The organism is Paucibacter sp. JuS9, assembly GCF_044043925.2.
Taxonomy (GTDB): Bacteria; Pseudomonadota; Gammaproteobacteria; order Burkholderiales; family Burkholderiaceae_C; genus JAUASW01.
The window spans coordinates 1,880,277-1,906,115 of sequence record NZ_CP194172.1; the positions used below are offsets into that span (position 1 = coordinate 1,880,277).

The window sequence follows — 25,839 nt, forward strand, 5'->3', positions numbered from 1 at the left end:
CAGTACTCATCGATCGATCTCACCGAACACGATGTCCATCGTGCCGATCACGGCCACGGCATCGGCAATCATGTGGCCGCGCGACATTTCGTCGAGCGCCGCCAGATGCGAGAAGCCTGGTGCACGGATCTTCAGGCGGTAAGGCTTGTTGGCACCATCGCTGACGATGTAGATGCCGAACTCGCCCTTCGGGTGCTCCACGGCAGCATAGGCCTCGCCTTCCGGCACGCGGAAGCCTTCGGTGAAGAGCTTGAAGTGGTGGATCAACTCTTCCATGTTCGACTTCATGTCGACGCGCGAAGGCGGAGCCACCTTGTGGTTGTCGGTGATGACCGGGCCGGGGTTCTTGCGCAGCCATTCAACGCATTGCTGGATGATGCGGTTGGACTGGCGCATTTCCTCGACACGCACGACATAACGGTCATACGTATCGCCTTCCACGCCGACCGGCACGTCGAAGTCCATCTTGTCGTAGACATCGTAGGGCTGGGTCTTGCGCAGGTCCCAGGCGATGCCGGAGCCGCGCAGCATCGCGCCGGTGAGGCCAAGATTCAGCGCGCGCTCGGGCGTGACCACGCCAATGCCCACGGTGCGCTGCTTCCAGATCCGGTTGTCGGTCAGCAGTGTTTCGTAATCGTCGACGTTCTTCGGGAAGCGCTTGCAGAAGTCGTCAATGAAATCCAGCAGCGAGCCCTGGCGGTTCTCGTTCAGCTGGGCGATCGTCTTGGCGTTCTTGACCTTGGAGACCTGGTACTGCGGCATCACGTCCGGCAGGTCGCGATAGACGCCGCCCGGACGGAAATAGGCCGCGTGCATGCGCGCGCCCGACACCGCCTCGTACATGTCGAACAGGTCCTCACGCTCGCGGAAGCAGTAGATGAGGATGTTCATCGCACCGCAATCCAGGCCATGGCAGCCCAGCCACAGCAGGTGGTTCAGCAGACGCGTGATCTCGGCATACATCACGCGGATGTATTGCGCGCGGATCGGCACTTCCAGGCCCAGCATCTTCTCGATGGCCAGGCAGTAGGCATGCTCGTTGGCCATCATCGACACGTAGTCGAGGCGGTCCATGTAGGGCAGCGACTGGATATAGGTCTTGCTCTCGGCCAGCTTCTCGGTGGCGCGGTGCAGGAGGCCGATGTGCGGGTCGGCTCTTTGGATCACTTCGCCATCGAGTTCGAGGACGAGGCGGAGAACACCGTGCGCAGCAGGATGCTGCGGGCCGAAGTTCAGGGTGTAGTTTTTGATGTCGGCCATGAATCAGGACTCCCGCTGGGCCGCCCCGAGGGAGGCCTGCGCCCCCTCGAGGGGCAGCGAACGAAGTTGAGCGTGGGGGTCAAACATTTACAGCCCGCCGTAGTTGTCTTCGCGGATCACGCGCGGCGTGATTTCACGCGGCTCAATCGTGACCGGCTGGTAGATCACGCGCTTCTGCTCGGCGTCGTAGCGCATCTCGACATGACCCGAGGTCGGGAAGTCCTTGCGCATCGGGTGGCCGATGAAGCCGTAGTCGGTCAGGATGCGGCGCAGGTCTTCATGGCCTTCGAAGATGATGCCGTAGAGGTCAAAGGCCTCGCGCTCGAACCAGTTGGCAGCCGTCCAGATTGGAGTGACGGCGGCAACGCAGGGAAAGTCGTCGTCAGCAGCGAAAACCTTCAGGCGCAGGCGCCAGTTCTTGCTGACCGACAGCAGGTGCGTGGAGACGGCGAAGCGCGGGCCTTCGTAGCCACCATTGCCGTACTCGGAGTAGTCGAGGCCGCAGAGGTCGATCAGTTGCTCGAATTTCAGTTCCGGGTGATCACGCAGGATGGTGGCCACCTCGAAGTAGTCCTTGGGCGCGACGCGCAGCGTCAGCTCGCCAAGGGCACTCTTCAAATCGACGATTCGCTCGCCGAGTGCGGCTTGCAGTGCCGCCTGCAGGGTGTCGAGTTTCGTGCTCATGCGCGGGCAATCGTGTTTTCGCGACGGATCTTGGCCTGCAGCTGCAGGATGCCATAGAGCAGCGCCTCGGCCGTGGGCGGACAGCCCGGCACATAGACGTCCACCGGCACGATGCGGTCACAGCCGCGCACGACGGAATAGCTGTAGTGGTAGTAGCCACCGCCATTGGCGCAGGAGCCCATCGAGAGCACCCAGCGCGGCTCGGCCATCTGGTCGTAGACCTTGCGCAGGGCCGGCGCCATCTTGTTGCACAGCGTGCCGGCCACGATCATCAGGTCAGACTGACGCGGGCTGGGGCGGAACAACATGCCGAAGCGGTCGATGTCGTAGCGTGCCGCACCGGCGTGCATCATCTCGACCGCACAGCAAGCGAGGCCGAATGTCATCGGCCACAGGGAACCGGTCTTGGACCAGTTGATCAGCTTGTCGACCGAGGTGGTGACAAAGCCTTCTTTCAAAACGCCTTCAATACCCATAGCAAGCTTTCAAACGTTCGCAGCCCTTTTGGGCCGAGCGCCGGGCCGCTCCCAAGCCGGCCCCATGGCCAGCCGCCAGGCTGGCATCCCCCCGGGGGATCGACCAATGTACCCATTGGGCGAGGGGCATCATCATTCCCAGTCCAGAGCGCCTTTTTTCCACTCGTAGGCAAAGCCCACGACGAGGATGCCCAGGAAAATCATCATCGCCCAGAAACCTGTCGCGCCGATTTCACGCAGGGTCACGGCCCAGGGGAACAGGAAGGCGATTTCGAGGTCAAACAGGATGAACAGAATGGCCACGAGGTAGTAGCGCACGTCGAACTTCATTCGCGCGTCGTCAAAGGCCTCGAAGCCGCATTCGTAAGGGGAGTTTTTGGCCTGATCCGGCCGATTCGGGCCCATGATGTAGCCCAGGACCTGGGGGATGATCCCCACCGCTGCGCCGACCAAGATGAAGAGGATGACGGGTAGGTACTGATCCAGGCTCACAGCAATTGCTCTCGGTTGAACTGACTCACGACCTCCGGGTCGCGGATCAGCAAAAGCAACGGGCGCCCCGCCAGCGGTATTCTTCAATATCGCTTACGGACCGCGCCCGCCTTGTCCCCTGCAGCGCATTCACGCTGCGACAGGGCGCACGGCCGTAGCATAAAGGCTCCAGCCCTTGCTCCGACCGAATAATCTGGTGCCGTCGGCGAGACTCGAACTCGCACAGCTTTCGCCACTACCCCCTCAAGATAGCGTGTCTACCAATTTCACCACGACGGCGTGTCGTATCGACTGACTTACTGAATTACCTTGCTGTTCGACTTGCGTGAGGATTGCTTACCGAACAGCCTCGCATTCTATACCGAAATATTGAGGCTCCAGAGGAGTCGAACCCTCTTTCGCCTGTGTGAGATCAAGAGAATTGCAAGCACTGTGCGAGAGGCGTCACAGCGCTTGCGGGTCCCTCACTGCGGCTTCAGTTCGAGGCGGCCGAGGCGGCAGGCAGTGCACTCGGAACAGCCGTCGGCAGCACAGGCGCGGAAGCTGCATCGGCACCCGGCGCGGCACGGTCCAGCACGGTTTGTGCGGAGTCCGTGGCCGGTGCGCTTGCGCGGTGGTTGGCCATGTAGGCCAGGGCCAGCGTGCAGACGAAGAAGACCGTGGCGCAGACGGCCGTGGTGCGCGACAGGAAGTTGGCGCTGCCCGTAGCACCGAAGAGGCTGCCCGATGCGCCGCTGCCGAAGGAGGCACCCATGTCGGCACCCTTGCCATGCTGAACCAGCACCAGGCCGATCATCACCAGCGCGCTCAGCAGTTGCACCAGCAACACGATATTCATCATCACTTGCATTTCAAACTCTCCAGGTTTCTCGTATTCATTGCGAGCACAGCAAAAAGCCGTGCTCTCGCATTCAGGTTTGCGCAGCGCGGCAGATCGCTGCAAAGTCGGCCGCCTTCAAGGCAGCGCCACCAATCAGGCCGCCATCGATGTCAGCCTGCGCGAAGAGCTGGGCCGCGTTGTCCGGCTTGACGCTGCCGCCGTAGAGGATGCGCATGGCATCCGCCTTCTGCGTGGCGGCATGCAACTGGGCGCGCAGCACATGGTGCACCGCTTGAGCTTGCTCGGGCGTGGCAGTGAGCCCCGTGCCGATGGCCCAGACCGGCTCATAGGCCACCACGATTTCGCCGATGCAGTGCGTCAGCGTGTGGATCACCGCAGCCAGCTGGCGCTTGACCACGGCCTCGGTTTGACCCGCCTCGCGCTCCGCCAGCGTTTCGCCGACGCAGACGATGGGCGTGACGCCATGCGCCAGCGCAGCCTTGGCCTTGTCAGCCACCAACTGGTCGCTTTCGCGATGGAAGGCACGACGCTCGGAGTGACCAACGATCACGTAGCGGCAGCCGATGTCATGGAGCATGCCTGACGACACCTCGCCGGTGAAGGCACCCTGCTCGTGCGCTGAGCAATCCTGCGCGCCGAAGCCGATGCTCACACCAGTCAATGCCAGCGCGGTTTCGCTGATGTAGGGGAAAGGCACGCAGACCGCCACATCGGCATTCCACGGACCCGCCTCTTTCAGACCCGCCAGCAACACGGCATTGGCAGCGCGGCTGCCATGCATCTTCCAGTTGCCGACGACGAGTTTTCTTCTTTGGCTCATATCTCAATCCTCACCAGGCCAGCACGATCTTGCCGACATGCTCGCCCGACTCCATCAGCGCATGCGCTGAAGCGGCTTCAGACGCGGGCAGCTCACGATAGATGACCGGAGCGATTGCACGGCTGACCAACAAGGGCCAGACCTTCTCGCGCAGCTCCTTCGCCACGCCAGCCTTGAAGGCCAGCGAGCGCGGGCGCAACGTCGAGCCACTGATCGTCAGCCGACGACGCAAGACCTGACCCGCATCGAACTTCGCATCCACACCACCCTGCACCGCGATGATGACCATGCGGCCATCGTCAGCGAGGCATTGCACACCGCGCTCCACATAGGAGCCCGCCACCATGTCCAGGATCACATCGACACCGCGGCCACCCGTGGCGGCCTTGGCTTCCGCGACGAAGTCCTGCTCGCGGTAGTTGATCGCCACATCGGCACCCAGCTTCAGGCAGGCAGCGGCCTTGTAGTCATTGCCCACAGTCACCAGCACGCGCGCTCCAAAGGCTTTTGCCAGCTGAATGGCTGTCACGCCAATGCCGCTGCTGCCACCGTGCACCAGCAGCGTCTCGCCACCCTTCAACCCCGCCCGGCCGAACACGTTCGACCAGACGGTGAACAAGGTTTCCGGCAGGCTCGCGGCCTCGGCCATGCTCCAGCCTTCGGGCACCGGCAGGCACTGAGCCAGCGGCGCTACGCAAGCTTCGGCATAGCCGCCGCCCGACACCAGCGCACACACCGCGTCGCCCAGCTTGAAGCCGGCCACCGCCAGCTCGCCCGCATCACCAGCGACGATGCGCCCCGCCACTTCCAGGCCAGGCAGATCGCTGGCGCCAGGCGGCGGCGGGTAGGCGCCCTTGCGTTGCAGCACGTCGGGGCGGTTGACGCCATACGCCTCAACCGCGATCAGGCATTCGCCCGCTCCGGCTTGCGGCAGCGGACGCTCGATCACTTGCAGCACCTCAGGGCCGCCGGGGCGGCTGATGGCGATGGCGCGCATGCTTGCTCGCTGTCCTGCCTTGATGCGGCGCTTCGCCAGCTTATTGCTGGGGAGCTTCTGCAGCCGGCGCTGCGTCGCGCTCGATCAGGGCCTTCATCGACAGCTTGATGCGGCCCTTTTCGTCCGTCTCGAGGACCTTGACCTTGACGATCTGGCCTTCGCTCAGGAAGTCGGTGACCTTCTCGACGCGCTGGTGCGCGATCTGGCTGATGTGCAGCAGGCCGTCCTTGCCGGGCAGCAGGTTCACCAGGGCACCGAAGTCCAGGATCTTGGTGATCGGACCTTCGTAGACCTTGCCGATTTCGACTTCGGCGGTGATTTCCTGGATGCGCTTCTTGGCGTGTTCGGCCTTGTCGGCATCGGTCGAGGCAATGGTGATGGTGCCGTCTTCGCCGATGTCGATCGTGGTGCCGGTTTCCTCGGTCAGCGCACGGATGGTGGCGCCGCCCTTGCCGATCACGTCACGGATCTTTTCCGGGTTGATCTTCATCGTGTACAGGCGCGGAGCGAACTGCGACACCTCGGTGTTGGCCGTGCCCATGGCTTCGACCATCTTTCCGAGGATGTGCAGGCGGGCTTCCTTGGCTTGCGCCAGCGCGACCTGCATGATTTCCTTGGTGATGCCCTGGATCTTGATGTCCATCTGCAGGGCCGTGATGCCGGCGGTCGTGCCGGCCACCTTGAAGTCCATGTCGCCCAGGTGATCTTCGTCGCCCAGGATGTCGGTCAGCACGGCGAAGCGGTTGGCATCCTTGATCAGGCCCATGGCGATACCGGCCACGTGGGCCTTCATCGGCACGCCAGCGTCCATCAGTGCCAGGCAGCCGCCGCAGACCGAAGCCATCGACGAAGAACCATTGGACTCTGTAATTTCCGAGACCACGCGCATCGTGTACGGGAAGTCTTCCTTGCTCGGCAGCGCAGCGATGAGCGCGCGCTTGGCCAGGCGGCCGTGGCCGATTTCGCGGCGCTTCGGACTGCCCACGCGACCGGTTTCGCCGGTGGCGAACGGAGGCATGTTGTAGTGCATCATGAAGCGGTCTTCGAACTCGCCGGCCAGCGCGTCGATGCGCTGGGCGTCACGGTCGGTACCGAGCGTGGCAACGACCAGGCCTTGGGTTTCACCACGGGTGAACAGGGCCGAACCATGGGTGCGGGGCAGCACGCCGTTGCGGATCTCGATGGCGCGCACGGTGCGGGTATCGCGACCGTCAATGCGGGGCTCGCCGGCCAGGATCTGGCCGCGCACGATGCGGGCTTCGATCTCGAACAGCAGGCCGTCGACTTCGACGCCGTCGAACTCAACGCCTTCGGCCTTCAGGGCTTCCTTGACGCTCGAGTAGACCGCGCGGCAGGCTTCCGTACGGGCTTGCTTGGAGCGGATCTGGTAAGCGGCGCGCAGCTTTTCTTCGGCCAGGCCGTTGACCTTGGCGATGAAGGGCTCGTTCTTGGCAGGAGCCTTCCAGTCCCACACCGGCTTGCCGGCCTCACGCACCAGCTCGTGGATCGCGTTGATGGCGATCTTGCTTTGCTCGTGACCGTAGACCACGCCACCCAGCATCACGTCTTCGCTCAGCTGGTCGGCTTCGGACTCGACCATCAGCACAGCGGCTTCGGTGCCGGCGACGACCAGGTCCATCTTGGAGTCGATCAGGGCAGTCTTGCCCGGGTTCAGGATGTACTCGCCATTGACATAGCCCACGCGAGCGGCACCGATCGGGCCGCTGAACGGGATGCCGGAAACGGCCAGGGCAGCGCTGGAAGCAATCAGGGCGGCGATGTCGGCCTGGACTTCAGGGTTCAGCGACAGCACGTGCACCACGACCTGGACTTCATTGAAGAAGCCCTCCGGGAACAGCGGGCGGATCGGGCGGTCGATCAGGCGCGAGGTCAGGGTCTCGAGCTCGCTCGGACGGCCTTCACGCTTGAAGAAGCTGCCGGGGATCTTGCCGGCGGCGTAGGTCTTCTCGATGTAGTCGACGGTCAGCGGAAAGAAGTCCTGGCCAGCCTTGGCCTGGGACTTGGCAACCACGGTGGCCAGCACCACGGTGTCATCGATGTTCACCAGCACGGCGCCCGACGATTGGCGGGCGATCTCGCCGGTTTCCATCGTGACGGTGTGGGGACCCCATTGGAAGGTCTTGGTGACTTTGTTGAACATGCTCATGTCATCTCCTCTTGAGTCGAGCCGCTTGCGGTGCGGCATCAAAACCGGGAGGGAAGCTGGGTTTGGCGGGATGCCATTCCATCGGATTTCGTTGATTCAAATCCCGATGGAATGACACATCGTCGCCACGTCAGCTCGTCTCCAGCTGCGGTTCAGAAAGACAAAGAGCCTGTGCTGGCTTTGCAGTCCAGACAGGCTCTTTCACTTCGTCGCCAGATTACTTGCGCAGGCCCAGCTTCTGGATCAGCGCGGTATAGCGGTCAGCGTCCTTGCGCTTGAGGTAGGACAACAGGCTCTTGCGCGTGTTGACCATCTTCAGCAGACCGCGACGGCCGTGGTGGTCCTTGGCGTGGGTCTTGAAATGGGGGGTCAGGTCGTTGATGCGAGCGGTCAGCAGAGCAACTTGGACTTCCGGGGATCCGGTGTCATTGGCGCTGCGAGCGTTCGACTTGACGATTTCTGCCTTCTTGATATCGGCGACTGCCATGGTGCGTTCCTAGATGTCGGAAGCCGCTGGGCAGCGCAATGCTTGCTCGCAGACGGTTTCCAGGTTTTAACTTGCGGTCACAGGTGAAACCGACCCGTGCCGTGCCTTGATTCACTACCAAGCCATGAATGGCCAAACAGCAAAACCTGCGGATTGTAGCCCAAGTCTGGGGCTTGCCCTGAATGGGTGACCTGGAAGATGGCCAAGCGATCGGACTTGGGGCTGCTCGCGCCGCTTCCAAGTCCCTCGAACCTGTATTTCTTCAGGCCCTTGAAAGGCCTCTCGGCGGGCCAAGTTTGGGATGCATGGGCGCCTCAGCGTGCCTTGCAACCCACCTTCCCAAGGAGCGAAGACCATGTTTGTGATCCCCATGACCCGCCATTCCGCCGACCTGTCGCAACGCATCGAACGCCTGTTCAATGTCGACCCCGATGCCCGCGCCCTGCGCAGCCCGGCGCTGGACGTGACCGAAAGTGATCAGAGCTACACCCTGCAGCTGGACCTGCCCGGCATCGCCAAGGAAGCCGTGAAGATCCGCATCGAAGGCCGCCGCGTCAGCGTCGATGCCGAACAGGCCCTGCCGGCCGCCCTGCCCGATGGCGAGCGCGTCCTGCATCGCGAGCGTTCGGTGACCCGCTTCTCGCGCAGCATTGCCCTGCCCCAGGAACTCGACCAGGCCGGCTCCAGCGCCAAGCTGGAGAACGGTGTGCTGACCCTCTCCCTGGCCAAGCGCGTGCCGGCCGGTGCCGGCGAGCTGAGCGTCAGCTGACTTCGCCCAAGGCCCAGCGCGGCCGGACCTCGAATCCGCCGCCGCTGGGCGCCGTTGCACCGATGCCGCGTTGCAGGCGCAGCGCAGCCGCCATTGCGATCATGGCGCCGTTGTCGGTGCACAGGCTCAGCTCGGGGTAGTGAACGCGGATGCCGCGCTTGGCGCAGGCCGCATTCAACTGTTCGCGCAGCATCCTGTTGGCGCCCACGCCACCAGCCACGACCAGGCGCTTCAGCCCTGATTCCTTCAAGGCCAGCAGAGACTTTTTCAAGAGCACCTCGACGATGGCAGCCTGCGTCGACGCCGCCAGATCAGCCCGCTGCTGCTCGGTCGGCGCATCGCCCAGTCTCTTCACTTGCGTCAACACTGCTGTCTTCAAGCCGGCGAAGCTGAAGTCAGGCTTGCCGCTGTGCATCAGCGGCCGAGGCAAGGCAAAGGCTTCCGGATTGCCGCTTTCGGCCAACTTGGCCAGATGCGGGCCGCCTGGATAGGGAAGGCCCAGGAGCTTCGCGCTCTTGTCGAACGCTTCGCCTGCCGCATCGTCAATCGTTTCACCCAGCAGCTCGTAGCTGCCGACCTCATCGACGCGCATCAGCTGCGTGTGGCCGCCCGAAACCAGCAGGGCCACGAAGGGAAACTCCGGTGGATCGCTGGACAGGAAGGGCGAAAGCAGGTGGCCTTCGAGGTGATGAACCGCCATCGTCGGCTTGCCCAGCGCCGCGGCAAGCGATACAGCCACTCCCGCGCCGACCAGCAAGGCACCGGCAAGTCCCGGGCCTTGCGTGTACGCAATGACGTCAACATCGGCCAGCGAGGCTTGGGCACGCGCCAGGACCTCGCGGGTCAAGGGAATCACGCGGCGAATATGGTCGCGCGAAGCCAGCTCGGGCACCACGCCGCCATAAGCCTGGTGCATGGAGATCTGGCTGTGCAGGGCGTCGGCGAGCAGCTTGGGTGAGCAGCCCTGCTCGGTGAACTCGACCAGGGCCACGCCGGTCTCATCGCAGCTCGACTCGAAACCCAGCACGCGCATGGCTTCAGCCTTCCTTGGCGTGATTGATCGAATACTTCGGAATCTCGACCGTCACGTCCTTCTGGCCCAGGATGGCCTGGCAGCTCAGGCGCGAGTTGGCCTCCAGGCCCCAGGCACGGTCCAGCATGTCTTCCTCGCCCTCTTCCATCTCGGACAGCGAGGCAAAGCCCTCGCGCACGATGACATGGCAGGTGGTGCAGGCGCAGACCTGGTCGCAGGCGTGTTCGATGTCGATATGGTTGTCCAGCAGCGCTTCGCAGATCGAAGTACCAGCCGGCGCTGTGACCGACCTGCCATCCGGGCAGTACTCGGCGTGCGGAAGAATCTTGATGATGGGCATGGGGGCCTCTGCCTAACTCTTTAAACCTGATCGATGTTGCGGCCAGCCAGGGCCTGATGGATGCCGCGGTTCATGCGCGCGGCGGCAAAGGCTTCGGTGCCCTTGGCCAGCGCTTCGACGGCGGCATCGATGGCATGCGAGTCTTCGCCCTTGGCGGTTTCGTTCATGGCTGCCAAGAGCCTTGCAATATCGGCACGCTCAGCATCGGTCAGCAAATCACCGTCAGCGGTCAGCGCCGAATGCGTGGCGAGCAGCATGCGCTCGGCTTCCACGCGCGCTTCGCGCAGCGCGCGGGCCTGCATGTCCGACTCAGCGGAGGCGAAACCGTCCTTCAGCATGCCCGCAATCTGATCGTCCGACAGCCCGTAGCTGGGCTTGACCTGCACGGCAGCCTCGACGCCCGAGCCCAGCTCCTTGGCCGAAACGCTCAACAAGCCATCAGCATCGACCTGGAAGCTCACGCGGATGCGCGCCGCACCGGCCACCATCGGCGGGATGCCACGCAGCTCGAAACGTGCCAGCGAGCGGCATTCGCTCACCAGTTCGCGTTCGCCTTGCAGCACGTGGATGGCCATGGCGGTCTGGCCGTCCTTGAACGTCGTGAAGTCCTGCGCCTTGGCAATGGGGATCGTGGCATTGCGCTCGATCACACGTTCGACCAGGCCGCCCATGGTCTCAAGCCCCAGCGAAAGCGGGATCACGTCCAGCAAGAGGATCTCGCCATCGGCGGCATTGCCGGCCAGCTGATTGGCCTGGATGGCCGCGCCCAGCGCCACCACTTCGTCCGGATTCAGGTTGGTCAGCACCTCGCGGCCGAACAGCTCGCCGACAGCACGGCGAACACAAGGCATGCGCGTGGAGCCGCCGACCATCACGGTGCCCTGCACCGCATCGGGCTTCACCTTGGCATCGCGCAGCACGCGGCGCACCGAAGCCAGGGTCTTGGCAATCAAAGGTTCGGCCAGCGCCTCGAACTGGGCGCGGCTGACGATGACATTGAGCTCGCCGCCATCGAGGACGCAATGCAAGGCGGTGGAATCCACATCCGACAAGGCTTCCTTGGCCAGGCGCGCAGCGACCAGCACGGCCCGCTTGTCATGCGCGCTTTCGGCGCTGCGCCCGGACTGGGCCAAGGCCCAGTCGGCCAGCGCACGGTCAAAGTCGTCGCCGCCCAGTGCTGCATCGCCGCCGGTAGCCACGACCTCGAACACGCCCTGGGTAAGGCTCAGGAGCGAAATATCGAAGGTGCCGCCGCCGAGGTCGTAGACCGCGTAGAGCCCTTCGCTGCCATTGTCCAGGCCATAGGCAATCGCCGCGGCCGTAGGCTCGTTGATCAGGCGCAGGACATTGAGACCGGCGAGTTGCGCCGCATCCTTCGTCGCCTGACGCTGCGCATCGTCAAAGTAGGCCGGCACCGTGATCACGGCACCGAACAGGTCGTCGGCAAAACTGTCTTCGGCGCGATAGCGCAGGGTCGCCAGGATCTCGGCCGAAACTTCCACCGGCGACTTCAGGCCATGTCGCGTCTGCAGGCTCAGCATGCCCGGCGTGTCTTCGAACTCGTAGGGCAGCTTCTCGCGATTGGCGATGTCGGCCAGTGAGCGCCCCATGAAGCGCTTGACCGAAACGATGGTGTTCTCCGGGTCTTCGGCCTGGGCCTCGAAGGCCTCGGCGCCAATCTGGCGTCGGCCCTCATCCAGGTAGCGAACCGCTGAGGGCAGGATCACACGCCCCTGTTCGTCGGGCAGGCATTCGGCCACGCCACTGCGCACCGAAGCGACCAGCGAGTGCGTGGTGCCCAGGTCGATGCCGACCGCGATGCGACGCTCATGCGGATTAGGCGATTGGCCGGGTTCGGAAATCTGCAGCAAAGCCATGTCTTAGTGTCCCAGGGCGTCCAGGCGCTTATCGATGTCGGCGCGGAAGCGCGCCACGAACATCAGCGCCCTCACCCGCTTGGCCGCTTCGGCCGGATCATTCTTCTCGTCGAGCAACTGGCCGGCTTCGGCCAGAAGGCCGCGCTCACGGGCCAGCACTTGTTCGTCCAGCGCTTCAATGGCGGCCGCGCCGCTCGCCTCATCAAGCGCCTCGCGCCATTCCATCTGTTCCATCAGGAAGGCGGCCGGCATGCTTGTGTTCTCGTTGGCCTGCAAGGCCGCGCCACGCAGTTCGCAAAGGTAGCCTGCGCGCTTTTGCGGATCGCGCAGGCGCTGGTGCGCCTCGTTCACGCGCAGGGCCCATTGCATGGCCTGGCGCTGGGCCGATGCGCCTTCGGCGGCAAACTTGTCCGGATGGACCTTGGCGGCGAGTGCCTTCCAGCGCGCCTCGATATCGACCGCATCCTGCGCAAAGCGCTGGGGCAGGCCGAAGAGGCTGAAGTCGTCGTCGTCGAGGCGCATGGTCGGTGGAGAAAGCAAAAAGCGCGGCCTTTCAAGCCGCGCCACTGTGGATGCCGGCCGGACTTTACACGCGGAAGGACTCGCCGCAGCCGCAGCGGTCCTTCTCACGCGGATTGCGGAACTTGAAACCCTCGTTGAGGCCTTCGCGCACGAAGTCGAGTTCGGTGCCGTCCAGGTATGGCAGGCTTTTCGGGTCGATCAGGATCTTCACGCCATGGCCCTCGAAGATCACATCCTCGGGCGCGAACTCGTCGGCGTACTCAAGCTTGTAGGCCAGACCCGAGCAGCCGGTGGTCTTGACGCCGAGGCGTACACCGACACCGCGACCGCGCTTGGCGATGTAGCGGGTGACATGGCGTGCAGCTGCTTCGGTCAGAGTGACGGACATCGGCTCAGCCCTTATTGCGAGTGCTTGGCGCGGTAGTCGTCCACCGCGGCCTTGATCGCGTCTTCGGCCAGGATGGAGCAATGGATCTTGACCGGCGGCAGCGCCAGCTCTTCGGCGATCTGCGTGTTCTTGATCGAGAGCGCCTGGTCCAGGCTCTTGCCCTTGACCCATTCGGTCACCAGCGAACTGGAGGCGATGGCCGAGCCGCAGCCATAGGTCTTGAACTTGGCGTCCTCGATCAGGCCCGTGGCCGGGTTGACCTTGATCTGCAGCTTCATCACGTCGCCGCAGGCCGGTGCGCCGACCATGCCCGTGCCCACGGTCTCGTCGCCCTTTTCGAAGGCGCCGACATTGCGGGGGTTTTCGTAATGGTCGATGACTTTTTCGCTGTATGCCATGGTGTTCTCCTAATTCGTTCGATCGATCAGTGTGCTGCCCACTGGATGGTGCTCAGATCGATGCCGTCCTTGTACATGTCCCACAGCGGCGAGAGCTCGCGCAGCTTGGCCACGCGGTCTTTCAGTATCGTCACTGCGTAGTCGATTTCTTCTTCGGTCGTGAAGCGGCCGATGGTCATGCGCAGCGAGGAATGCGCCAGCTCGTCGCTGCGGCCCAGGGCGCGCAAGACATAGCTCGGCTCCAGGCTGGCCGAGGTGCAGGCCGAGCCCGAGGACACGGCAATGCCCTTCACGCCCATGATCAGCGACTCGCCTTCCACGTAGTTGAACGAGATGTTCAGGTTGTGCGGCACGCGGCGTTCCATGTCGCCGTTGACGAAGACCTGCTCGATGTCCTTCAGGCCGTTCAGGAGACGCTGCTGCAGCGCGCGGATGCGCTCGCCCTCGGTGGCCATTTCCTCGCGGGCGATGCGGAAGGCCTCGCCCATGCCGACGATCTGGTGCGTGGGCAGGGTGCCCGAGCGCATGCCGCGCTCATGGCCACCGCCGTGCATCTGGGCTTCCAGGCGCACGCGCGGCTTGCGGCGCACGTACAGGGCGCCGATGCCCTTGGGGCCATAGGTCTTGTGGGAAGCCAGGCTCAGCAAGTCGACCGGCAGCGTGGCCATGTCGATCTGCACCTTGCCGGTGGCCTGCGCCGCATCGACGTGGAAGATGATGCCGCGCTCGCGGCAGATCGTGCCAATGGCCGGAATGTCCTGAATGACACCGATCTCGTTGTTCACGAACATGACCGAGACCAGGATGGTGTCGGGCCGCAGCGCGGCCTTGAACGCCTCCAGGTCGAGCAAGCCATCTTCCTTCACGGAGAGATAGGTCACCTCGAAGCCCTGGCGCTCCAGTTCACGCGTGGTGTCGAGCACGGCCTTATGCTCGGTCTTCACCGTGATGATGTGCTTGCCGCGGCTTTGGTAAAAGTGGGCAGCGCCCTTGATGGCAAGGTTGTTGGACTCGGTGGCACCCGAGGTCCAGACGATTTCGCGCGGGTCGGCGCCGATCAGCGCAGCCACCTGCTCGCGCGCCTTTTCAACGGCGGCTTCGGCTTCCCAGCCCCAGGCGTGGCTGCGCGATGCCGGGTTGCCGAAATGCTCGCGCAACCACGGGATCATGGCGTCGACGACGCGCGGGTCTACCGGCGTCGTCGCGCCGTAATCCATGTAGATGGGGAAGTGAGGCGTCATGTCCATGAGACTTCTTCTTTTGGCTGGCTGCTTATTTGCTGAAGGCGTTGCCGAGGGCAAAGACCGAATTCGGGGCGGTGATGCGGATGGGCTTGACCACGGGCTGGCTGGAGATGGCGCGCTTGATGGGTGCTTCCTCGATGGTCACGCCCTTGGCCAACTGGTCTTCAACCAGCTTGCGCAGCGAAACGGAGTCGAGGTACTCGATCATCTTGGCATTGAGGCTGGTCCACAGCTCATGCGTGATGCACTTGCCGGTGTCTTCGCCCATGCAGTTTTCCTTGCCGCCGCAACCGGTGGCGTCGATCGGCTCGTCCACGGCGACAATGATGTCGGCCACCGTGATCTCGCTGGACTTGCGTCCCAGCGAATAGCCGCCGCCCGGGCCACGGGTGCTTTCCACCAGCTCATGGCGGCGCAGCTTGCCGAACAGTTGCTCGAGATAGGACAGAGAAATCTGCTGCCGCTGGCTGATGGCAGCCAGGGCAACGGGACCGCCGTTTTCGCGCAGCGCCAGATCAATCATCGCAGTGACGGCAAAACGGCCTTTGGTGGTGAGACGCATATCAAGCTCCTGATAGTCCGGCCCGATCCGGCGGATCGAGCCCTTGGCAGCGGCCAGTGCTCAGGTCCTGCCCATCCCAAGAATTCAAGCGCCAGTCTGGCGGGTTAACCCTTGGGTAAGTCCGACTATTTTACTCAATTATGGGCGGGCTTGCTGGGGACGCCCACGCCGCGGCCTGCAAGCCCCTGGCAAAGCTGGGGTTTGACCCAGCCTCAGGCGCCCGGGCTCTTGAGACGCTCGGCCAATTCGCCGGCAAGCTGGGCGCAGCGTGGCTCGATCAGGTCCAGCACCCGGTCAAAGCCGGACGGCCCGCCGTAGAACGGATCAGGCACGTCGGCATCACCCAGCAGCAAGGCCAACCGACCCTGCAACTCGGCCGGGCAACGCTTGCGCAAGGAGGCGAGGTGCCCCTGGTCCATCGCCAGAACGAGATCGAAACGCGCAAAATCCGCGCGCTCAAAGCGGCGAGCCCGCTGCCGCGAGAGGTCGTAGCCGCGCTGCGCGGCATGATTTTGCGAACGCTTGTCCGGCGGCTCGCCAACATGAAAGCTCTCCAGGCCGGCCGAGTCGACCAACACCTGCTTGTCGAGCCCGAGCTCGGCCAAGCGCTTCTCCAGCACGGCCTGTGCGGTGGGTGAGCGGCAGATATTGCCCGAGCAAACCATGAGCACGCTCAGACGGGGCTTGCGGCCCAGCATGCGGTCCAACAATGGCTTGATCACTCAGCGACTTCCCTTGGCAGCCTCGATCGGCGCGATATTGTCGTGCACCGCAGCACCGAAGGCCTGCTCGCGCAGTTGCGCCAACTGGTCGCGCATGCGGGCGGCCTGCTCGAACTCGAGGTTGCGGGCATGCTCCAGCATCTTCTTCTCCAGCTGGACGATGCGCTTGCTCAAGTCCTTCTCGGACATCTCCTCGACCTCGGCCGCCGCGATCAACTTGTGATCGTCGCGACCCGGCTTGTCCGAGTACACGCCTTCGATCAGCTCCTTGATCCGCTTTTGCACACTGCGCGGCGTGATGCCGTTGGCCGTATTGAATTCGATCTGCTTGGCGCGGCGGCGTTCGGTTTCGCCGATGGCCTTGCGCATCGACTCGGTGATGCGGTCGGCGTAAAGAATCGCCTTGCCATTCAGGTTGCGCGCCGCGCGGCCAATCGTCTGGATCAGGCTGCGCTCGGAACGCAGAAAGCCTTCCTTGTCGGCATCCAGGATGGCCACCAGGGACACCTCGGGAATATCCAGGCCTTCGCGCAGCAAGTTGATGCCGACCAGCACGTCGAAAGTACCAAGGCGCAGGTCGCGCAGGATCTCGACCCGCTCCACCGTGTCCACGTCGGAGTGCAGATAGCGCACCTTGACGCCGTTGTCGGTCAGGTAGTCGGTCAGCTGCTCGGCCATGCGCTTGGTCAGCGTCGTGATCAGCACGCGCTCGCCCACCTCGACGCGATGCCGAATCTCCTGCAGAACATCGTCCACCTGGTGAGTGGCGGGCCGCACTTCGACCTCGGGATCGACCAGTCCGGTCGGCCGCACCACCTGCTCCACCACCTGCCCGGCGTTCTGCTGTTCATAGGCAGCCGGCGTTGCGGAGACAAATACGGCCTGCCGCATCTTGCGTTCGAACTCCTCGAACTTCAGCGGCCGGTTGTCCAGCGCCGAAGGCAGGCGGAAGCCGTATTCAGACAGCGTCGTCTTGCGCGCGCGGTCGCCGTTGTACATGCCGCCGAACTGGCCGATCAGGACATGGCTCTCATCCAGGAACATCAGGGCATCGGGCGGCAGATAGTCCACCAGCGTGGGCGGCGGCTCGCCCGGCGCCGCGCCAGAGAGGTGGCGCGAGTAGTTCTCGATGCCCTTGCAGTGGCCCACCTCCTGCAGCATTTCGAGATCGAAACGGGTGCGCTGCTCCAGGCGCTGCGCCTCCACGAGCTTGCCTTCCTTGACGAAGAAGCCGAGCCGCTCGCGCAGCTCTTCCTTGATCGTCTCGATGGCCGCCAGCACTCTTTCCCGGGGCGTGACGTAGTGGCTGCTCGGATAGACCGTGAAACGCGGAATCTTCTGGCGGATCTGGCCGGTGAGCGGATCGAACAGCGACATGCTTTCGACTTCATCGTCAAACAGCTCGATGCGCAGGGCGAGTTCCGAATGCTCGGCCGGAAACACATCGATGGTGTCGCCGCGAACACGGAAATGGCCGCGGCTGAATTCCATCTCGTTGCGCGTGTACTGCATGCGAATCAGCTGGGCAATCACGTCGCGCTGGCCCATCTTGTCGCCGCTGCGCAGCGTCATCACCATCTGGTGATAGTCGCTCGGGTTGCCGATGCCGTAGATCGCAGATACCGAAGCCACGATCACCACATCGCGCCGCTCCAGGAGGCTCTTGGTGCAGGACAGGCGCAACTGTTCGATCTGCTCGTTGATCGCGCTGTCCTTCTCGATGAACATGTCCCGCTGCGGCACATAGGCCTCGGGCTGGTAGTAGTCGTAGTAGCTGACGAAGTACTCGACCGCATTCTTCGGGAAGAACTCGCGGAACTCGCTGTAGAGCTGGGCTGCCAGCGTCTTGTTGGGCGCGAACACGATGGCCGGCCGGCCCAGGCGGGCGATCACATTGGCCACGGTGTAGGTCTTGCCGGAGCCGGTCACGCCCAGCAGCGTCTGGTAGCTCAGGCCGTCGTTGATGCCTTCGCAGAGCTGGGCAATCGCCGTGGGTTGGTCGCCCGCCGGCGGAAATGGCTGGAAAAGCTGGAACGGCGAGCCTTCGAAGCTGACGAACTCGCCCTTCGGCTCTTCGCTGGCTTCCTCTGGAACGGGCATGACGGCAGTCGCTTTTTGCATCGGGAATTCCCTGAGCTGCCATCCCGCCGCCGCCTAGAATTGGCGTCGCTGACGTTGGCAACCAACAGCCCGACAGCGTAGCGCAGTCAAACCGGAAACGCCGGCCTGCCACCCAAGCCCTCATGCCACCGTACTGTCAGGAAAGAGCTTCCATGTCCTTGTTCTCCGCCGTCGCCATGGCCCCGCGTGACCCCATCCTGGGCCTCAACGAGCAGTTCAACGCCGACACCAACCCGGCCAAGGTCAATCTGGGCGTCGGCGTGTACTACGACGAGAACGGCAAGCTGCCGCTGCTGCGCTGCGTGGCCGAGGCCGAAGCCGGCATGCAGGCCGCCCCGAAAGCCCGCGGCTACCTGCCGATCGACGGCATCGCCGCCTATGACAAGGCCGTGCAGGGCCTGGTCTTTGGTGCGGACAGCGACATCCTGAAGGCCGGCCGCGTGGCCACGGTGCAGGCCATCGGCGGGACCGGCGGCCTGAAGATCGGCGCCGATTTCCTGCAGAAGCTCAATCCCGCCGCCAAGGTCCTGATCTCGGACCCGAGCTGGGAAAACCACCGCGCGTTGTTCACCAATGCCGGTTTCACGGTCGACGCCTATCCCTACTACGACGCCGAGAACCGCGGCATCAACTTCGCCGGCATGCTGGCCGCATTGAACGCAGCGCCGGCCCGTACGGTCGTCGTGCTGCACGCCTGCTGCCACAACCCGACCGGCTACGACCTGACCGCCGCCCAGTGGGAGCAGGTTGTTGCCGCCGTCAAGGCTCGCGGCCTGGTGGCTTTCCTCGACATGGCCTACCAGGGCTTTGGCGAAGGCATTGCCAAAGACGGCGCGGTAATCCAGCAGTTCCTGGCCGCCGGTCTGGACTTCTTTGTCTCTACGAGTTTCTCGAAGAGCTTCTCGCTCTATGGCGAGCGCGTCGGCGCCCTGAGCGTGGTCTGCGCCTCGGCTGACGAAACGGCCAAGGTCCTGAGCCAGCTCAAGATCGTGATCCGCACCAACTACTCCAACCCTCCCACTCATGGCGCACAGGTCGTGGCAACCGTGCTGGGCACGCCGGCCCTGCGCTCGATGTGGGAAGAAGAGCTGGCCGGCATGCGCGTGCGCATCAAGGCCATGCGCGGCGCCCTGGTGGCGGCCCTGAAGGCCGCTGGCGTCACTGCCGACCTGGAGTTCGTCACCCGCCAGAAGGGCATGTTCAGCTATTCGGGCCTGAATGCGGCCCAGATGCAGCGGCTGCGCAGCGAGTTCGGCATCTATGGTGTGGACTCGGGTCGCATCTGCGTGGCCGCGCTGAACGAAAAGAACCTGCCGGCAGTCGCCGCGGCCATGGCGGCCGTCATGCGCGGCTGAAGCTCGCTCCATCGATGTGCGCAAAGCGCCATTTTTTGGCGCCAAGGCCCCGATCTGGGGCCCAAACCCCGGATTGGTGCTGATGCTGCATTGCACAAATTGAGGCAAGATAGGGCCTTCCCTGCCCTGCCCCAAGCTCAAAGGTTGCCCACATGCTGTATCAGTTCTTCGAAACCCAGCGCGCCCTGCTGAGCCCCTTCTCGGAGTTCGCCAGCGCCTCGGCCAAGCTCTACAGCCACCCGCTGTCGCCCTTCACGCACACGCCGATGGCGCAGCGCGTCTCTGCCGGCCTGGACCTGATGCACCGACTGGCCAAGGACTACGAGAAGCCGGAATTCAATATCCGTGGCGTCGAGGTCGATGGCGTGGAAGTGGCTGTGCAGGAGCTGGTGCCGATCACCAAGCCCTTCTGTCGCCTCTTGCGCTTCAAGCGCTACACCGACGACGTGGCCGTGCTGACCAAGATGAAGGACCAGCCGACCGTGCTGGTCGTGGCGCCGCTCTCCGGCCACCACTCGACGCTCCTGCGCGAGACCGTGCGCACGCTCCTGAAGGACCACAAGGTCTACATCACTGACTGGACCGATGCCCGCATGGTGCCGACCGACGTCGGCGCCTTCCACCTGGACGACTACATCGCGTATGTGCAGGAGTTCATCCGCCACGTCGGCCCGAACTCGCATGTGATGTCGGTCTGCCAGCCCACCGTGCCGGTGCTGGCGGCGATTTCGCTGATGGCCTCCAACGGCGAACAGACCCCGATCACGATGACCATGATGGGTGGCCCCATCGACGCCCGCAAGAGTCCGACGGCCGTCAACAACCTGGCAATGAACAAGAGCCACAGCTGGTTCGAGAACAACGTCATCTTCCGTGTGCCGACGAACTTCCCGGGCGCTGGCCGAGCGGTCTACCCTGGCTTCCTGCAGCACACCGGCTTTGTGGCCATGAACCCCGACCGCCACCTGAGCTCACACTACGACTACTTCCTGGACCTGGTGCGCGGCGACGGCGACAGTGCCGAGTCGCACCGCCAGTTCTACGACGAATACAACGCCGTGCTGGACATGCCGGCCGAGTACTACCTCGAAACCATCAAGACCGTGTTCCAGGACTTCGCGCTCGTGAACGGCACCTGGGAAGTGAACGGCCAACTGGTGCGCCCGCAGGACATCAAGACCACAGCCCTGCTGACAGTGGAAGGCGAGCTGGACGACATCTCCGGCGCCGGCCAGACCCGTGCGGCGCACGACCTGTGCGAAGGCATTCCCAAGGGCCACCAGTTCCACTACGACGCGATCGGCGCCGGCCACTACGGCATCTTCTCGGGCCGCCGCTGGCGTGAAAAGGTCTATCCGGAGGTGCGCGACTTCATCGCCAAGTACCAGGCCAAGCCCTTGTCGCCCGCGGCCAAGGCGACGGCACCGGCCAAGCGCGCCCGAAAGCCCGCCGGCCGATGAGCTCGACAGCCCCGGACGAGCTGGCGAACCTGGTTCAACAGCTCGACCAGGCGCTGCCGCAAACCCAATGCACCCGCTGCGGATACCCCGATTGCCGCAGCTATGCCGCGGCCGTAGCGTCCGGCGAAGCCGAGATCAATCAATGCCCACCCGGTGGTGACGAGGGCGTGCGCCGCCTGGCTGTTCTGACCGGCAAGGCAATACTCGCGCTCAATCCCGAGAACGGCATCGAAGCCGCGCGCGCATTGGCTGTCATTGATGAGAGCTGGTGCATCGGCTGCACCCTTTGCATCAAGGCCTGCCCGGTCGACTGCATCGTCGGCGCGCCCAAGCAGATGCATGTGATCGTCAACGAGCAATGCACCGGCTGCGAGCTCTGCATCCCAGCCTGCCCGGTCGACTGCATCTCCATGGTCGAGGTCAGCGGTGGTCGCACCGCCTGGGAGGCCTGGAGCAAGCCGCAAGCCGATGAGGCGCGTCAGCGCTACCAATTCCATCAAATGCGGGTGGCTCGCGCCGAGGTCGAGAACGAAGAGCGCCTGCGCCAGAAGGCGCAAGCCAAGCTGGCTGACATTGCTGCGGCCTCCAAGCTCACCGATCCCAAGGCCCTGGATGCCAAGCGCGCCATCATCGAAGCCGCCCTGGCGCGCGCGCGGGCTCGCGCAAAATGAGGGCATGAATCCTCAGCAGATCCGCGAGTTCTTCGCCATCCTCGAGCGCGCCAATCCGGCGCCGCAGACCGAGCTTGAGTACGCCAGTGTGTTTGAGCTGTTGGCCGCCGTGCTGCTGTCTGCGCAAGCCACCGACGTGGGCGTCAACAAGGCGACTCGCAAGCTCTTTCCGGTGGCCAATACGCCGGCCAAGATTCTCGCGCTCGGCGTCGAGGGCCTGGAGGCCTACATCCGCACCATCGGCCTTTACCGCACCAAGGCCAGGAACCTGCACGAGACCTGCCGCATCCTGCTGGAGCAGCATGAGGGCAATGTGCCGCGCAGCCGTGAAGCGTTGGAGGCCCTGCCCGGGGTCGGCCGCAAGACTGCCAATGTCGTGCTCAACGTGGCCTTTGGCGAACCGACCATGGCGGTAGACACGCACATCTTTCGAGTCTCCAACATCACGGGCCTCGCTCCTGGCAAGAACGTGATGGCCGTCGAACAGGGCCTGCTCAAGCGCATTCCGCCGGAGTACCTGGTCGACGCGCATCACTGGCTGATCCTGCATGGCCGCTATGTCTGCCAGGCTCGCCGGCCGCAGTGCGAACGTTGCGCGGTTGCCAACTGTTGCGACCACGGCCGCGCCCTGGCCGCCAAGGAGGCACGGACCCTGCCGGCCTGACGCCTACAATCAGCCGCCCGCGCTGCCACCATCAAGCCACGCATCCATGCCAAGCCTCACCGATCTTCTCGAACGCGTAGAGCGGCTGCTGCTGCGCCATGACGAACTCAAGCGCACCAACACGCTGCTGCAGGAACAGGTGCAAGCCCTGAGCCAGGAGCGCGACAGCCTGCGCTCGCGACTGGGCGCGGCCCGCTCGCGCATCGACGCCTTGCTCGAGCGCCTGCCCGTTGAAACCACCGAACCCGGGAAGAACAGCTGAATATGAAGCAGATGGAAGTCACCATCATGGGCCAGAGCTATCTGCTGGGCTGCCCCGAAGGCGGCGCTGACACGCTGGGCCGCGCCGTGGCCCAGGTGGACCGCGAGATGTGTGCGATCCGCGATGCCGGCAAGGTCAAGGCGCGCGAGCGCATCGCCGTGCTGGCAGCGCTGAATGTGGCCTATCAGCTGGCAGAGCAAGGCAGCAAGCCTGCAGCGGCGCCCAAGGCCACAGTGCCTGCGAGTACAGCGGCAGCCGCCCTGCCTCAAGACCTGCCTGAAAGCGAACTCGACGCTTTGATGCAGCGCCTCGATGCCGCCCTGGCCGAAGACGGTCAGTTGCTCTGAAGATCGCTGAGCCGGGCCCGGCCGGCGCGTAGAATCCACACCGTCCATCGCGTTCGCGTGAGTCTTATATTTCCTTGACCGATGCTCTATGAGCAGGGGCTTGGAACATCGCCCGGTTGGTGTGATCGTCTCGCGTCAGATGAACCCGAAGCTCGGCTGACCTCGCCCACCTGAATCCCCGGGTTCAGGAATGCGGCTCATGGCTCGCGGTGGACACCTTTCTCCCTTCGTTTCTCCCTTCCAGACCACCGACCCAGCGAGGCCCACGGTGAATTATTGGTTGATGAAATCCGAGCCCGAAGAATGCTCGATCGACGACCTGGCCGCCGCGCCGGGCCAAACCGTCCCCTGGATCGGCGTGCGTAACTACCAGGCACGCAACTTCATGCGTGATGGCATGCAGCTCGGCGATGGCGTCCTGTTCTATCACTCGTCCTGCCCGCAGCCCGGCATCGCTGGTCTTGCCGAAGTGGCCAGCAGCGCCTACCCGGACGCCAGTCAGTTCGACACCAAGAGCCCCTATTTCGATGCCAAGGCCAAGCCCGACGAGCCGCGCTGGCTTCATGTTGACGTGAAGCTTCGCAAGAAGACCCGGCTTCTGAGTCTGCCCGAGATGAAGGCCGCACCCAAGCTGGCCACGATGCGCACGCTGCAACCGGGCAATCGACTGTCGATCACACCGGTAAGCCCGCAGGAATGGGCCGAGGTCTGCCGGCTGCTGGGTGTTTGATGGACGCTTTGCTGCTCGCTGAATTGCTGGGACTCGGGCTCGTGTCCGGATTCCTGGCGGGCCTCCTGGGCATTGGCGGTGGCATGCTGATGGTGCCCCTGCTGACCGCACTGCTCTCGCAGCGCGGCGTGAACGCAGACATGTCGGTCAAGATGGCCATCGCCACCTCGATGGCGACCATCATGTTCACCTCGCTCTCCAGCGTGCGCGCCCATCACAAGCGCGGCGCCGTGCGCTGGGACATCGTGCGGCACATGGCACCCGGCATCCTGGTAGGCGGCCTGGCGGCGGGTGCCGGTGTCTTTGCCCTGATCAAGGGCGCCTCGCTCGCCTTGGTCTTCGCAGCCTTCGTCGGGTTTTCGGCCTTGCAGATGCTGCGCGACAGGAAGCCCGCGCCGAGCCGACAGCTTCCCGAGCGCGCCGCCCTCGTGGGCGTGGGCTCGGGCATCGGCCTGCTGTCGGGTCTCGTGGGGGCTGGCGGCGGCTTTGTTTCGGTGCCCTTCATGGCCTGGTGCAATGTGCCTATCCACAATGCCGTAGCGACGAGCGCCGCCCTGGGCTTCCCGATAGCGCTGGCCAATACCTTTGGCTATCTGCTCGGCGGCTGGGACCTGGAGCCGACGCTGCCGGGCGCGATGGGCTACCTCTACCTGCCGGCACTGGTCGTGATTGCCCTGGCCAGCGTGACGATGGCGCCGCTGGGTGCACGTGCGGCTCACGCCCTGGACGTGAAGCAGCTCAAGCGCGCTTTCGCCTGCCTGCTGTTCCTGCTGGCCGGCTACATGCTCTACAAAGGCCTGATCAGCTGATCAGCCGATCAACCAAAACCTGCGACTCAGGGCAGGACGGCGAAGGGAATGGACGCCAGCACGACCTGGTTGCCGCCGCGGCGTTGCGCTTCCTGCACTGCGGCCTCGCTGGCTGTCAGCAAGTCTTCCTGCTTGGAGGCCGTGTGCGGGAAGCTGGCAACGCCCAGCGACAAGGACAGGCCCAGGTCCTGCCCATTCAGCACCACGATCTGCGCCATGCATTGACGGCGCAATTGCTCCATTCGCGCATGAGCAGTGGCCAGGCCCACACCCGACAGCAGCACCGCAAAGCGCTGCTCGCCGACGCGGCAGGCCGCGTCCATCGCACGGGTGTTGGCGCGCAGCATGCGACCGACACCTTCCAGCATGCGTTGCTGGGCCTCGGCGCCCAACGCCTCCAGCTTGGCAGGCGAGCCGTCCAGCGCAATCATCACCAGCGCGAACTCGCGGTGCTCGCGGGTTGACAGATCGATCTCGCGCAGCAACTGGTCGTCGAACTGCGCACGCAGGTACAGGCCGGAGACATCATCACGGCCGCTGCCAAGCTGAATCTCGCGGCGCAACTGCTCCAGCGCCTTCTGCTGCTGCTCGATCTGCTGCAAGGCGCGCTGCAGGTGGCTTTCGCGGTGGCGCTCTTCGGTGCGCTCAACCCATAGCGACATCAGGAATTCGCTGCCGACCGGTGCCCGGGTAACCGAGAACTCGCGGCGGCGGCCGCCGAGCTCGAGCTTGTGCTCGCTGAGCACGGTTGTGCGCTGAGCCATCACCGTCTGCTCGACACGGCGCATGGCGACCACCTCATCGGCGCGCATCAACTCGTTGTCGGTGCTGCCGACGACGCCGGCCTCACGATCAAACAAGGCATCCAGACCCGGACTGGCGTAGACATAGCGGCCCGTGGCCAGCGACTTGACCGCCACCAGGCTGCCTTGCGGCTCGATCAGGCTCAGCAAGCGCTGCGCTGCCTCCTGCTCAGGCACGGCCAAGCCGGTCAGCCATTGGCCGAATGGGCCGATGGGCGGTGGCGTGTTGGCGCCAGGCGCAGAAGCAGATGTATCCATGAACCCTCGAGATCAGCGGCCTGTCCAAGCGACAGGCCTGCAAAATTCATCCCTGCAAGAGCGGGGTCGGTCGAATGTAGATGCCACTACCTGCACCGCCAAGTGCCAGATGCGACAGTCTTGCCACGCCCCCCTAGCTTGCTCGCCCGGGATCGTAGCCACATCGAAACCTGTCCTGCTCATGCAACGACCGATGTTCGCACCGAAATGCGCGCGCGCAGCAGGGGAAAAGCACCTGTCTGAGGGGGCAAAAGCGCATTGCCGGCAGCCGTGGATTCGC

Annotated in this window: 29 protein-coding genes and 1 tRNA gene; 9 read left to right on the top strand and 21 right to left on the bottom strand. The window is 64.1% G+C overall.

Annotation, left to right across the window (positions count from 1 at the left end):
• Positions 1-6: 6 nt before the first annotated feature.
• The 10 genes from ABT392_RS08300 to rpsO all read right to left on the bottom strand — a co-directional run bounded on the left by ABT392_RS08300 (position 7) and on the right by rpsO (position 8,224).
• A complete protein-coding gene (locus ABT392_RS08300) occupies positions 7-1,260 on the bottom strand; it encodes an NADH-quinone oxidoreductase subunit D (protein ID WP_395386052.1) in 1,254 nt (417 codons plus the stop codon).
• 87 nt (positions 1,261-1,347) lie between these two features.
• Entirely contained in the window at positions 1,348-1,944 is a 597-nt protein-coding gene (locus tag ABT392_RS08305; RefSeq protein ID WP_334276680.1) for an NADH-quinone oxidoreductase subunit C, read from the bottom strand.
• A complete protein-coding gene (locus ABT392_RS08310; protein ID WP_282825147.1) occupies positions 1,941-2,420 on the bottom strand; it encodes a NuoB/complex I 20 kDa subunit family protein in 480 nt (159 codons plus the stop codon). Before ABT392_RS08310 ends, ABT392_RS08305 begins: the two co-directional genes overlap by 4 nt.
• 132 nt (positions 2,421-2,552) lie before the next feature.
• A complete protein-coding gene (locus ABT392_RS08315; protein WP_395386051.1) occupies positions 2,553-2,912 on the bottom strand; it encodes an NADH-quinone oxidoreductase subunit A in 360 nt (119 codons plus the stop codon).
• 194 nt (positions 2,913-3,106) lie between these two features.
• Positions 3,107-3,191, bottom strand: a tRNA-Leu gene (locus ABT392_RS08320).
• Between the two features lie 196 nt (positions 3,192-3,387).
• Positions 3,388-3,762 carry a preprotein translocase subunit SecG gene (gene secG, locus ABT392_RS08325; RefSeq protein WP_395386050.1) on the bottom strand — a complete coding sequence of 125 codons (375 nt, stop codon included), beginning with the start codon at positions 3,760-3,762 and terminating at the stop codon, positions 3,388-3,390.
• A 61-nt stretch (positions 3,763-3,823) separates the two neighbouring features.
• The gene (gene tpiA, locus ABT392_RS08330; RefSeq protein ID WP_395386049.1) at positions 3,824-4,573 is read right to left on the bottom strand and encodes a triose-phosphate isomerase; all 750 of its coding nucleotides are present in this window, start codon (positions 4,571-4,573) and stop codon (positions 3,824-3,826) included.
• Between the two features lie 10 nt (positions 4,574-4,583).
• Positions 4,584-5,570: an NAD(P)H-quinone oxidoreductase gene (locus ABT392_RS08335; RefSeq protein ID WP_395386048.1), complete on the bottom strand. Its 987-nt coding sequence runs from the start codon at positions 5,568-5,570 to the stop codon at positions 4,584-4,586.
• 40 nt (positions 5,571-5,610) lie between these two features.
• Positions 5,611-7,737 carry a polyribonucleotide nucleotidyltransferase gene (gene pnp, locus ABT392_RS08340; RefSeq protein ID WP_395386047.1) on the bottom strand — a complete coding sequence of 709 codons (2,127 nt, stop codon included), beginning with the start codon at positions 7,735-7,737 and terminating at the stop codon, positions 5,611-5,613.
• Positions 7,738-7,954: 217 nt separating this feature from the next.
• Entirely contained in the window at positions 7,955-8,224 is a 270-nt protein-coding gene (gene rpsO / locus ABT392_RS08345) for a 30S ribosomal protein S15 (protein ID WP_334276672.1), read from the bottom strand.
• Positions 8,225-8,579: 355 nt separating this feature from the next.
• Between rpsO and ABT392_RS08350 the strand changes: the two genes are divergently transcribed.
• A complete protein-coding gene (locus ABT392_RS08350) occupies positions 8,580-8,993 on the top strand; it encodes an Hsp20/alpha crystallin family protein (protein WP_395386046.1) in 414 nt (137 codons plus the stop codon).
• On the opposite strand, the gene tsaD is transcribed toward ABT392_RS08350, so the two are convergent.
• The 10 genes from tsaD to uvrB all read right to left on the bottom strand — a co-directional run bounded on the left by tsaD (position 8,986) and on the right by uvrB (position 18,200).
• Complete coding sequence (gene tsaD / locus ABT392_RS08355; RefSeq protein WP_395386045.1) at positions 8,986-10,026, bottom strand: tRNA (adenosine(37)-N6)-threonylcarbamoyltransferase complex transferase subunit TsaD; 1,041 nt, start codon at positions 10,024-10,026, stop codon at positions 8,986-8,988. The two genes, ABT392_RS08350 and tsaD, sit on opposite strands and share 8 nt — an antisense overlap.
• 4 nt (positions 10,027-10,030) lie before the next feature.
• Positions 10,031-10,366, bottom strand: a complete 336-nt coding sequence (gene fdx, locus ABT392_RS08360) for an ISC system 2Fe-2S type ferredoxin (RefSeq protein WP_334276666.1) — start codon at positions 10,364-10,366, stop codon at positions 10,031-10,033.
• Between the two features lie 20 nt (positions 10,367-10,386).
• Positions 10,387-12,243: a Fe-S protein assembly chaperone HscA gene (hscA, locus tag ABT392_RS08365; RefSeq protein ID WP_395386044.1), complete on the bottom strand. Its 1,857-nt coding sequence runs from the start codon at positions 12,241-12,243 to the stop codon at positions 10,387-10,389.
• 3 nt (positions 12,244-12,246) lie between these two features.
• Positions 12,247-12,765 (bottom strand): Fe-S protein assembly co-chaperone HscB, encoded by a 519-nt coding sequence (gene hscB, locus ABT392_RS08370; RefSeq protein ID WP_395386043.1) that lies wholly within the window; start codon positions 12,763-12,765, stop codon positions 12,247-12,249.
• 64 nt (positions 12,766-12,829) lie between these two features.
• Positions 12,830-13,153 (bottom strand): iron-sulfur cluster assembly protein IscA, encoded by a 324-nt coding sequence (gene iscA, locus ABT392_RS08375; RefSeq protein ID WP_334276662.1) that lies wholly within the window; start codon positions 13,151-13,153, stop codon positions 12,830-12,832.
• Positions 13,154-13,164: 11 nt separating this feature from the next.
• Positions 13,165-13,551, bottom strand: a complete 387-nt coding sequence (iscU, locus tag ABT392_RS08380) for a Fe-S cluster assembly scaffold IscU (RefSeq protein WP_334276661.1) — start codon at positions 13,549-13,551, stop codon at positions 13,165-13,167.
• Between the two features lie 26 nt (positions 13,552-13,577).
• The gene (locus tag ABT392_RS08385) at positions 13,578-14,798 is read right to left on the bottom strand and encodes an IscS subfamily cysteine desulfurase (RefSeq protein ID WP_395386042.1); all 1,221 of its coding nucleotides are present in this window, start codon (positions 14,796-14,798) and stop codon (positions 13,578-13,580) included.
• A 25-nt stretch (positions 14,799-14,823) separates the two neighbouring features.
• Positions 14,824-15,357, bottom strand: a complete 534-nt coding sequence (locus tag ABT392_RS08390; RefSeq protein ID WP_334276658.1) for a Fe-S cluster assembly transcription factor — start codon at positions 15,355-15,357, stop codon at positions 14,824-14,826.
• Between the two features lie 212 nt (positions 15,358-15,569).
• Positions 15,570-16,079, bottom strand: a complete 510-nt coding sequence (locus tag ABT392_RS08395; RefSeq protein ID WP_395386041.1) for a low molecular weight protein-tyrosine-phosphatase — start codon at positions 16,077-16,079, stop codon at positions 15,570-15,572.
• On the bottom strand, positions 16,080-18,200 hold the full coding sequence (gene uvrB, locus ABT392_RS08400) for an excinuclease ABC subunit UvrB (protein ID WP_395386040.1): 2,121 nt from the start codon (positions 18,198-18,200) through the stop codon (positions 16,080-16,082).
• 152 nt (positions 18,201-18,352) lie between these two features.
• Between uvrB and ABT392_RS08405 the strand changes: the two genes are divergently transcribed.
• The 8 genes from ABT392_RS08405 (at position 18,353) to ABT392_RS08440 (ending at position 24,498) form a co-directional block, all read left to right on the top strand.
• Positions 18,353-19,555 carry an amino acid aminotransferase gene (locus ABT392_RS08405; protein ID WP_395386039.1) on the top strand — a complete coding sequence of 401 codons (1,203 nt, stop codon included), beginning with the start codon at positions 18,353-18,355 and terminating at the stop codon, positions 19,553-19,555.
• A gap of 152 nt (positions 19,556-19,707) precedes the next feature.
• Entirely contained in the window at positions 19,708-21,015 is a 1,308-nt protein-coding gene (locus ABT392_RS08410) for a polyhydroxyalkanoate depolymerase (RefSeq protein ID WP_395386038.1), read from the top strand.
• On the top strand, positions 21,012-21,686 hold the full coding sequence (gene rsxB / locus ABT392_RS08415) for an electron transport complex subunit RsxB (RefSeq protein WP_395386037.1): 675 nt from the start codon (positions 21,012-21,014) through the stop codon (positions 21,684-21,686). Before ABT392_RS08410 ends, rsxB begins: the two co-directional genes overlap by 4 nt.
• 4 nt (positions 21,687-21,690) lie before the next feature.
• On the top strand, positions 21,691-22,350 hold the full coding sequence (gene nth, locus ABT392_RS08420) for an endonuclease III (protein ID WP_395386036.1): 660 nt from the start codon (positions 21,691-21,693) through the stop codon (positions 22,348-22,350).
• Between the two features lie 46 nt (positions 22,351-22,396).
• Positions 22,397-22,612: a DUF904 domain-containing protein gene (locus tag ABT392_RS08425; RefSeq protein ID WP_334276648.1), complete on the top strand. Its 216-nt coding sequence runs from the start codon at positions 22,397-22,399 to the stop codon at positions 22,610-22,612.
• A gap of 2 nt (positions 22,613-22,614) precedes the next feature.
• Positions 22,615-22,959, top strand: a complete 345-nt coding sequence (locus ABT392_RS08430) for a cell division protein ZapA (RefSeq protein ID WP_334276646.1) — start codon at positions 22,615-22,617, stop codon at positions 22,957-22,959.
• A gap of 283 nt (positions 22,960-23,242) precedes the next feature.
• Positions 23,243-23,689 carry an EVE domain-containing protein gene (locus ABT392_RS08435; RefSeq protein ID WP_395386035.1) on the top strand — a complete coding sequence of 149 codons (447 nt, stop codon included), beginning with the start codon at positions 23,243-23,245 and terminating at the stop codon, positions 23,687-23,689.
• The gene (locus ABT392_RS08440) at positions 23,689-24,498 is read left to right on the top strand and encodes a sulfite exporter TauE/SafE family protein (RefSeq protein ID WP_395386034.1); all 810 of its coding nucleotides are present in this window, start codon (positions 23,689-23,691) and stop codon (positions 24,496-24,498) included. Before ABT392_RS08435 ends, ABT392_RS08440 begins: the two co-directional genes overlap by 1 nt.
• Positions 24,499-24,524: 26 nt before the next feature.
• Here the strand turns inward: ABT392_RS08440 and ABT392_RS08445 are convergent, their stop codons facing one another.
• Positions 24,525-25,559, bottom strand: a complete 1,035-nt coding sequence (locus ABT392_RS08445) for a GGDEF domain-containing protein (protein ID WP_334276643.1) — start codon at positions 25,557-25,559, stop codon at positions 24,525-24,527.
• Positions 25,560-25,839 lie beyond the last annotated feature (280 nt).

What these genes read in the sequence shown, in the direction of transcription:
- ABT392_RS08300 (WP_395386052.1), bottom strand. Translation starts at nt 1,260, where the DNA reads ATGGCCGACATCAAAAACTACACCCTGAACTTCGGCCCGCAGCATCCT.
- ABT392_RS08305 (WP_334276680.1), bottom strand. Translation starts at nt 1,944, where the DNA reads ATGAGCACGAAACTCGACACCCTGCAGGCGGCACTGCAAGCCGCACTC.
- ABT392_RS08310 (WP_282825147.1), bottom strand. Translation starts at nt 2,420, where the DNA reads ATGGGTATTGAAGGCGTTTTGAAAGAAGGCTTTGTCACCACCTCGGTC.
- secG (WP_395386050.1), bottom strand. Translation starts at nt 3,762, where the DNA reads ATGCAAGTGATGATGAATATCGTGTTGCTGGTGCAACTGCTGAGCGCG.
- tpiA (WP_395386049.1), bottom strand. Translation starts at nt 4,573, where the DNA reads ATGAGCCAAAGAAGAAAACTCGTCGTCGGCAACTGGAAGATGCATGGC.
- ABT392_RS08335 (WP_395386048.1), bottom strand. Translation starts at nt 5,570, where the DNA reads ATGCGCGCCATCGCCATCAGCCGCCCCGGCGGCCCTGAGGTGCTGCAA.
- pnp (WP_395386047.1), bottom strand. Translation starts at nt 7,737, where the DNA reads ATGAGCATGTTCAACAAAGTCACCAAGACCTTCCAATGGGGTCCCCAC.
- rpsO (WP_334276672.1), bottom strand. Translation starts at nt 8,224, where the DNA reads ATGGCAGTCGCCGATATCAAGAAGGCAGAAATCGTCAAGTCGAACGCT.
- ABT392_RS08350 (WP_395386046.1), top strand. Translation starts at nt 8,580, where the DNA reads ATGTTTGTGATCCCCATGACCCGCCATTCCGCCGACCTGTCGCAACGC.
- tsaD (WP_395386045.1), bottom strand. Translation starts at nt 10,026, where the DNA reads ATGCGCGTGCTGGGTTTCGAGTCGAGCTGCGATGAGACCGGCGTGGCC.
- fdx (WP_334276666.1), bottom strand. Translation starts at nt 10,366, where the DNA reads ATGCCCATCATCAAGATTCTTCCGCACGCCGAGTACTGCCCGGATGGC.
- hscA (WP_395386044.1), bottom strand. Translation starts at nt 12,243, where the DNA reads ATGGCTTTGCTGCAGATTTCCGAACCCGGCCAATCGCCTAATCCGCAT.
- hscB (WP_395386043.1), bottom strand. Translation starts at nt 12,765, where the DNA reads ATGCGCCTCGACGACGACGACTTCAGCCTCTTCGGCCTGCCCCAGCGC.
- iscA (WP_334276662.1), bottom strand. Translation starts at nt 13,153, where the DNA reads ATGTCCGTCACTCTGACCGAAGCAGCTGCACGCCATGTCACCCGCTAC.
- iscU (WP_334276661.1), bottom strand. Translation starts at nt 13,551, where the DNA reads ATGGCATACAGCGAAAAAGTCATCGACCATTACGAAAACCCCCGCAAT.
- ABT392_RS08385 (WP_395386042.1), bottom strand. Translation starts at nt 14,798, where the DNA reads ATGGACATGACGCCTCACTTCCCCATCTACATGGATTACGGCGCGACG.
- ABT392_RS08390 (WP_334276658.1), bottom strand. Translation starts at nt 15,357, where the DNA reads ATGCGTCTCACCACCAAAGGCCGTTTTGCCGTCACTGCGATGATTGAT.
- uvrB (WP_395386040.1), bottom strand. Translation starts at nt 18,200, where the DNA reads ATGCAAAAAGCGACTGCCGTCATGCCCGTTCCAGAGGAAGCCAGCGAA.
- ABT392_RS08405 (WP_395386039.1), top strand. Translation starts at nt 18,353, where the DNA reads ATGTCCTTGTTCTCCGCCGTCGCCATGGCCCCGCGTGACCCCATCCTG.
- ABT392_RS08410 (WP_395386038.1), top strand. Translation starts at nt 19,708, where the DNA reads ATGCTGTATCAGTTCTTCGAAACCCAGCGCGCCCTGCTGAGCCCCTTC.
- rsxB (WP_395386037.1), top strand. Translation starts at nt 21,012, where the DNA reads ATGAGCTCGACAGCCCCGGACGAGCTGGCGAACCTGGTTCAACAGCTC.
- nth (WP_395386036.1), top strand. Translation starts at nt 21,691, where the DNA reads ATGAATCCTCAGCAGATCCGCGAGTTCTTCGCCATCCTCGAGCGCGCC.
- ABT392_RS08425 (WP_334276648.1), top strand. Translation starts at nt 22,397, where the DNA reads ATGCCAAGCCTCACCGATCTTCTCGAACGCGTAGAGCGGCTGCTGCTG.
- ABT392_RS08430 (WP_334276646.1), top strand. Translation starts at nt 22,615, where the DNA reads ATGAAGCAGATGGAAGTCACCATCATGGGCCAGAGCTATCTGCTGGGC.
- ABT392_RS08435 (WP_395386035.1), top strand. Translation starts at nt 23,243, where the DNA reads ATGAAATCCGAGCCCGAAGAATGCTCGATCGACGACCTGGCCGCCGCG.
- ABT392_RS08440 (WP_395386034.1), top strand. Translation starts at nt 23,689, where the DNA reads ATGGACGCTTTGCTGCTCGCTGAATTGCTGGGACTCGGGCTCGTGTCC.
- ABT392_RS08445 (WP_334276643.1), bottom strand. Translation starts at nt 25,559, where the DNA reads ATGGATACATCTGCTTCTGCGCCTGGCGCCAACACGCCACCGCCCATC.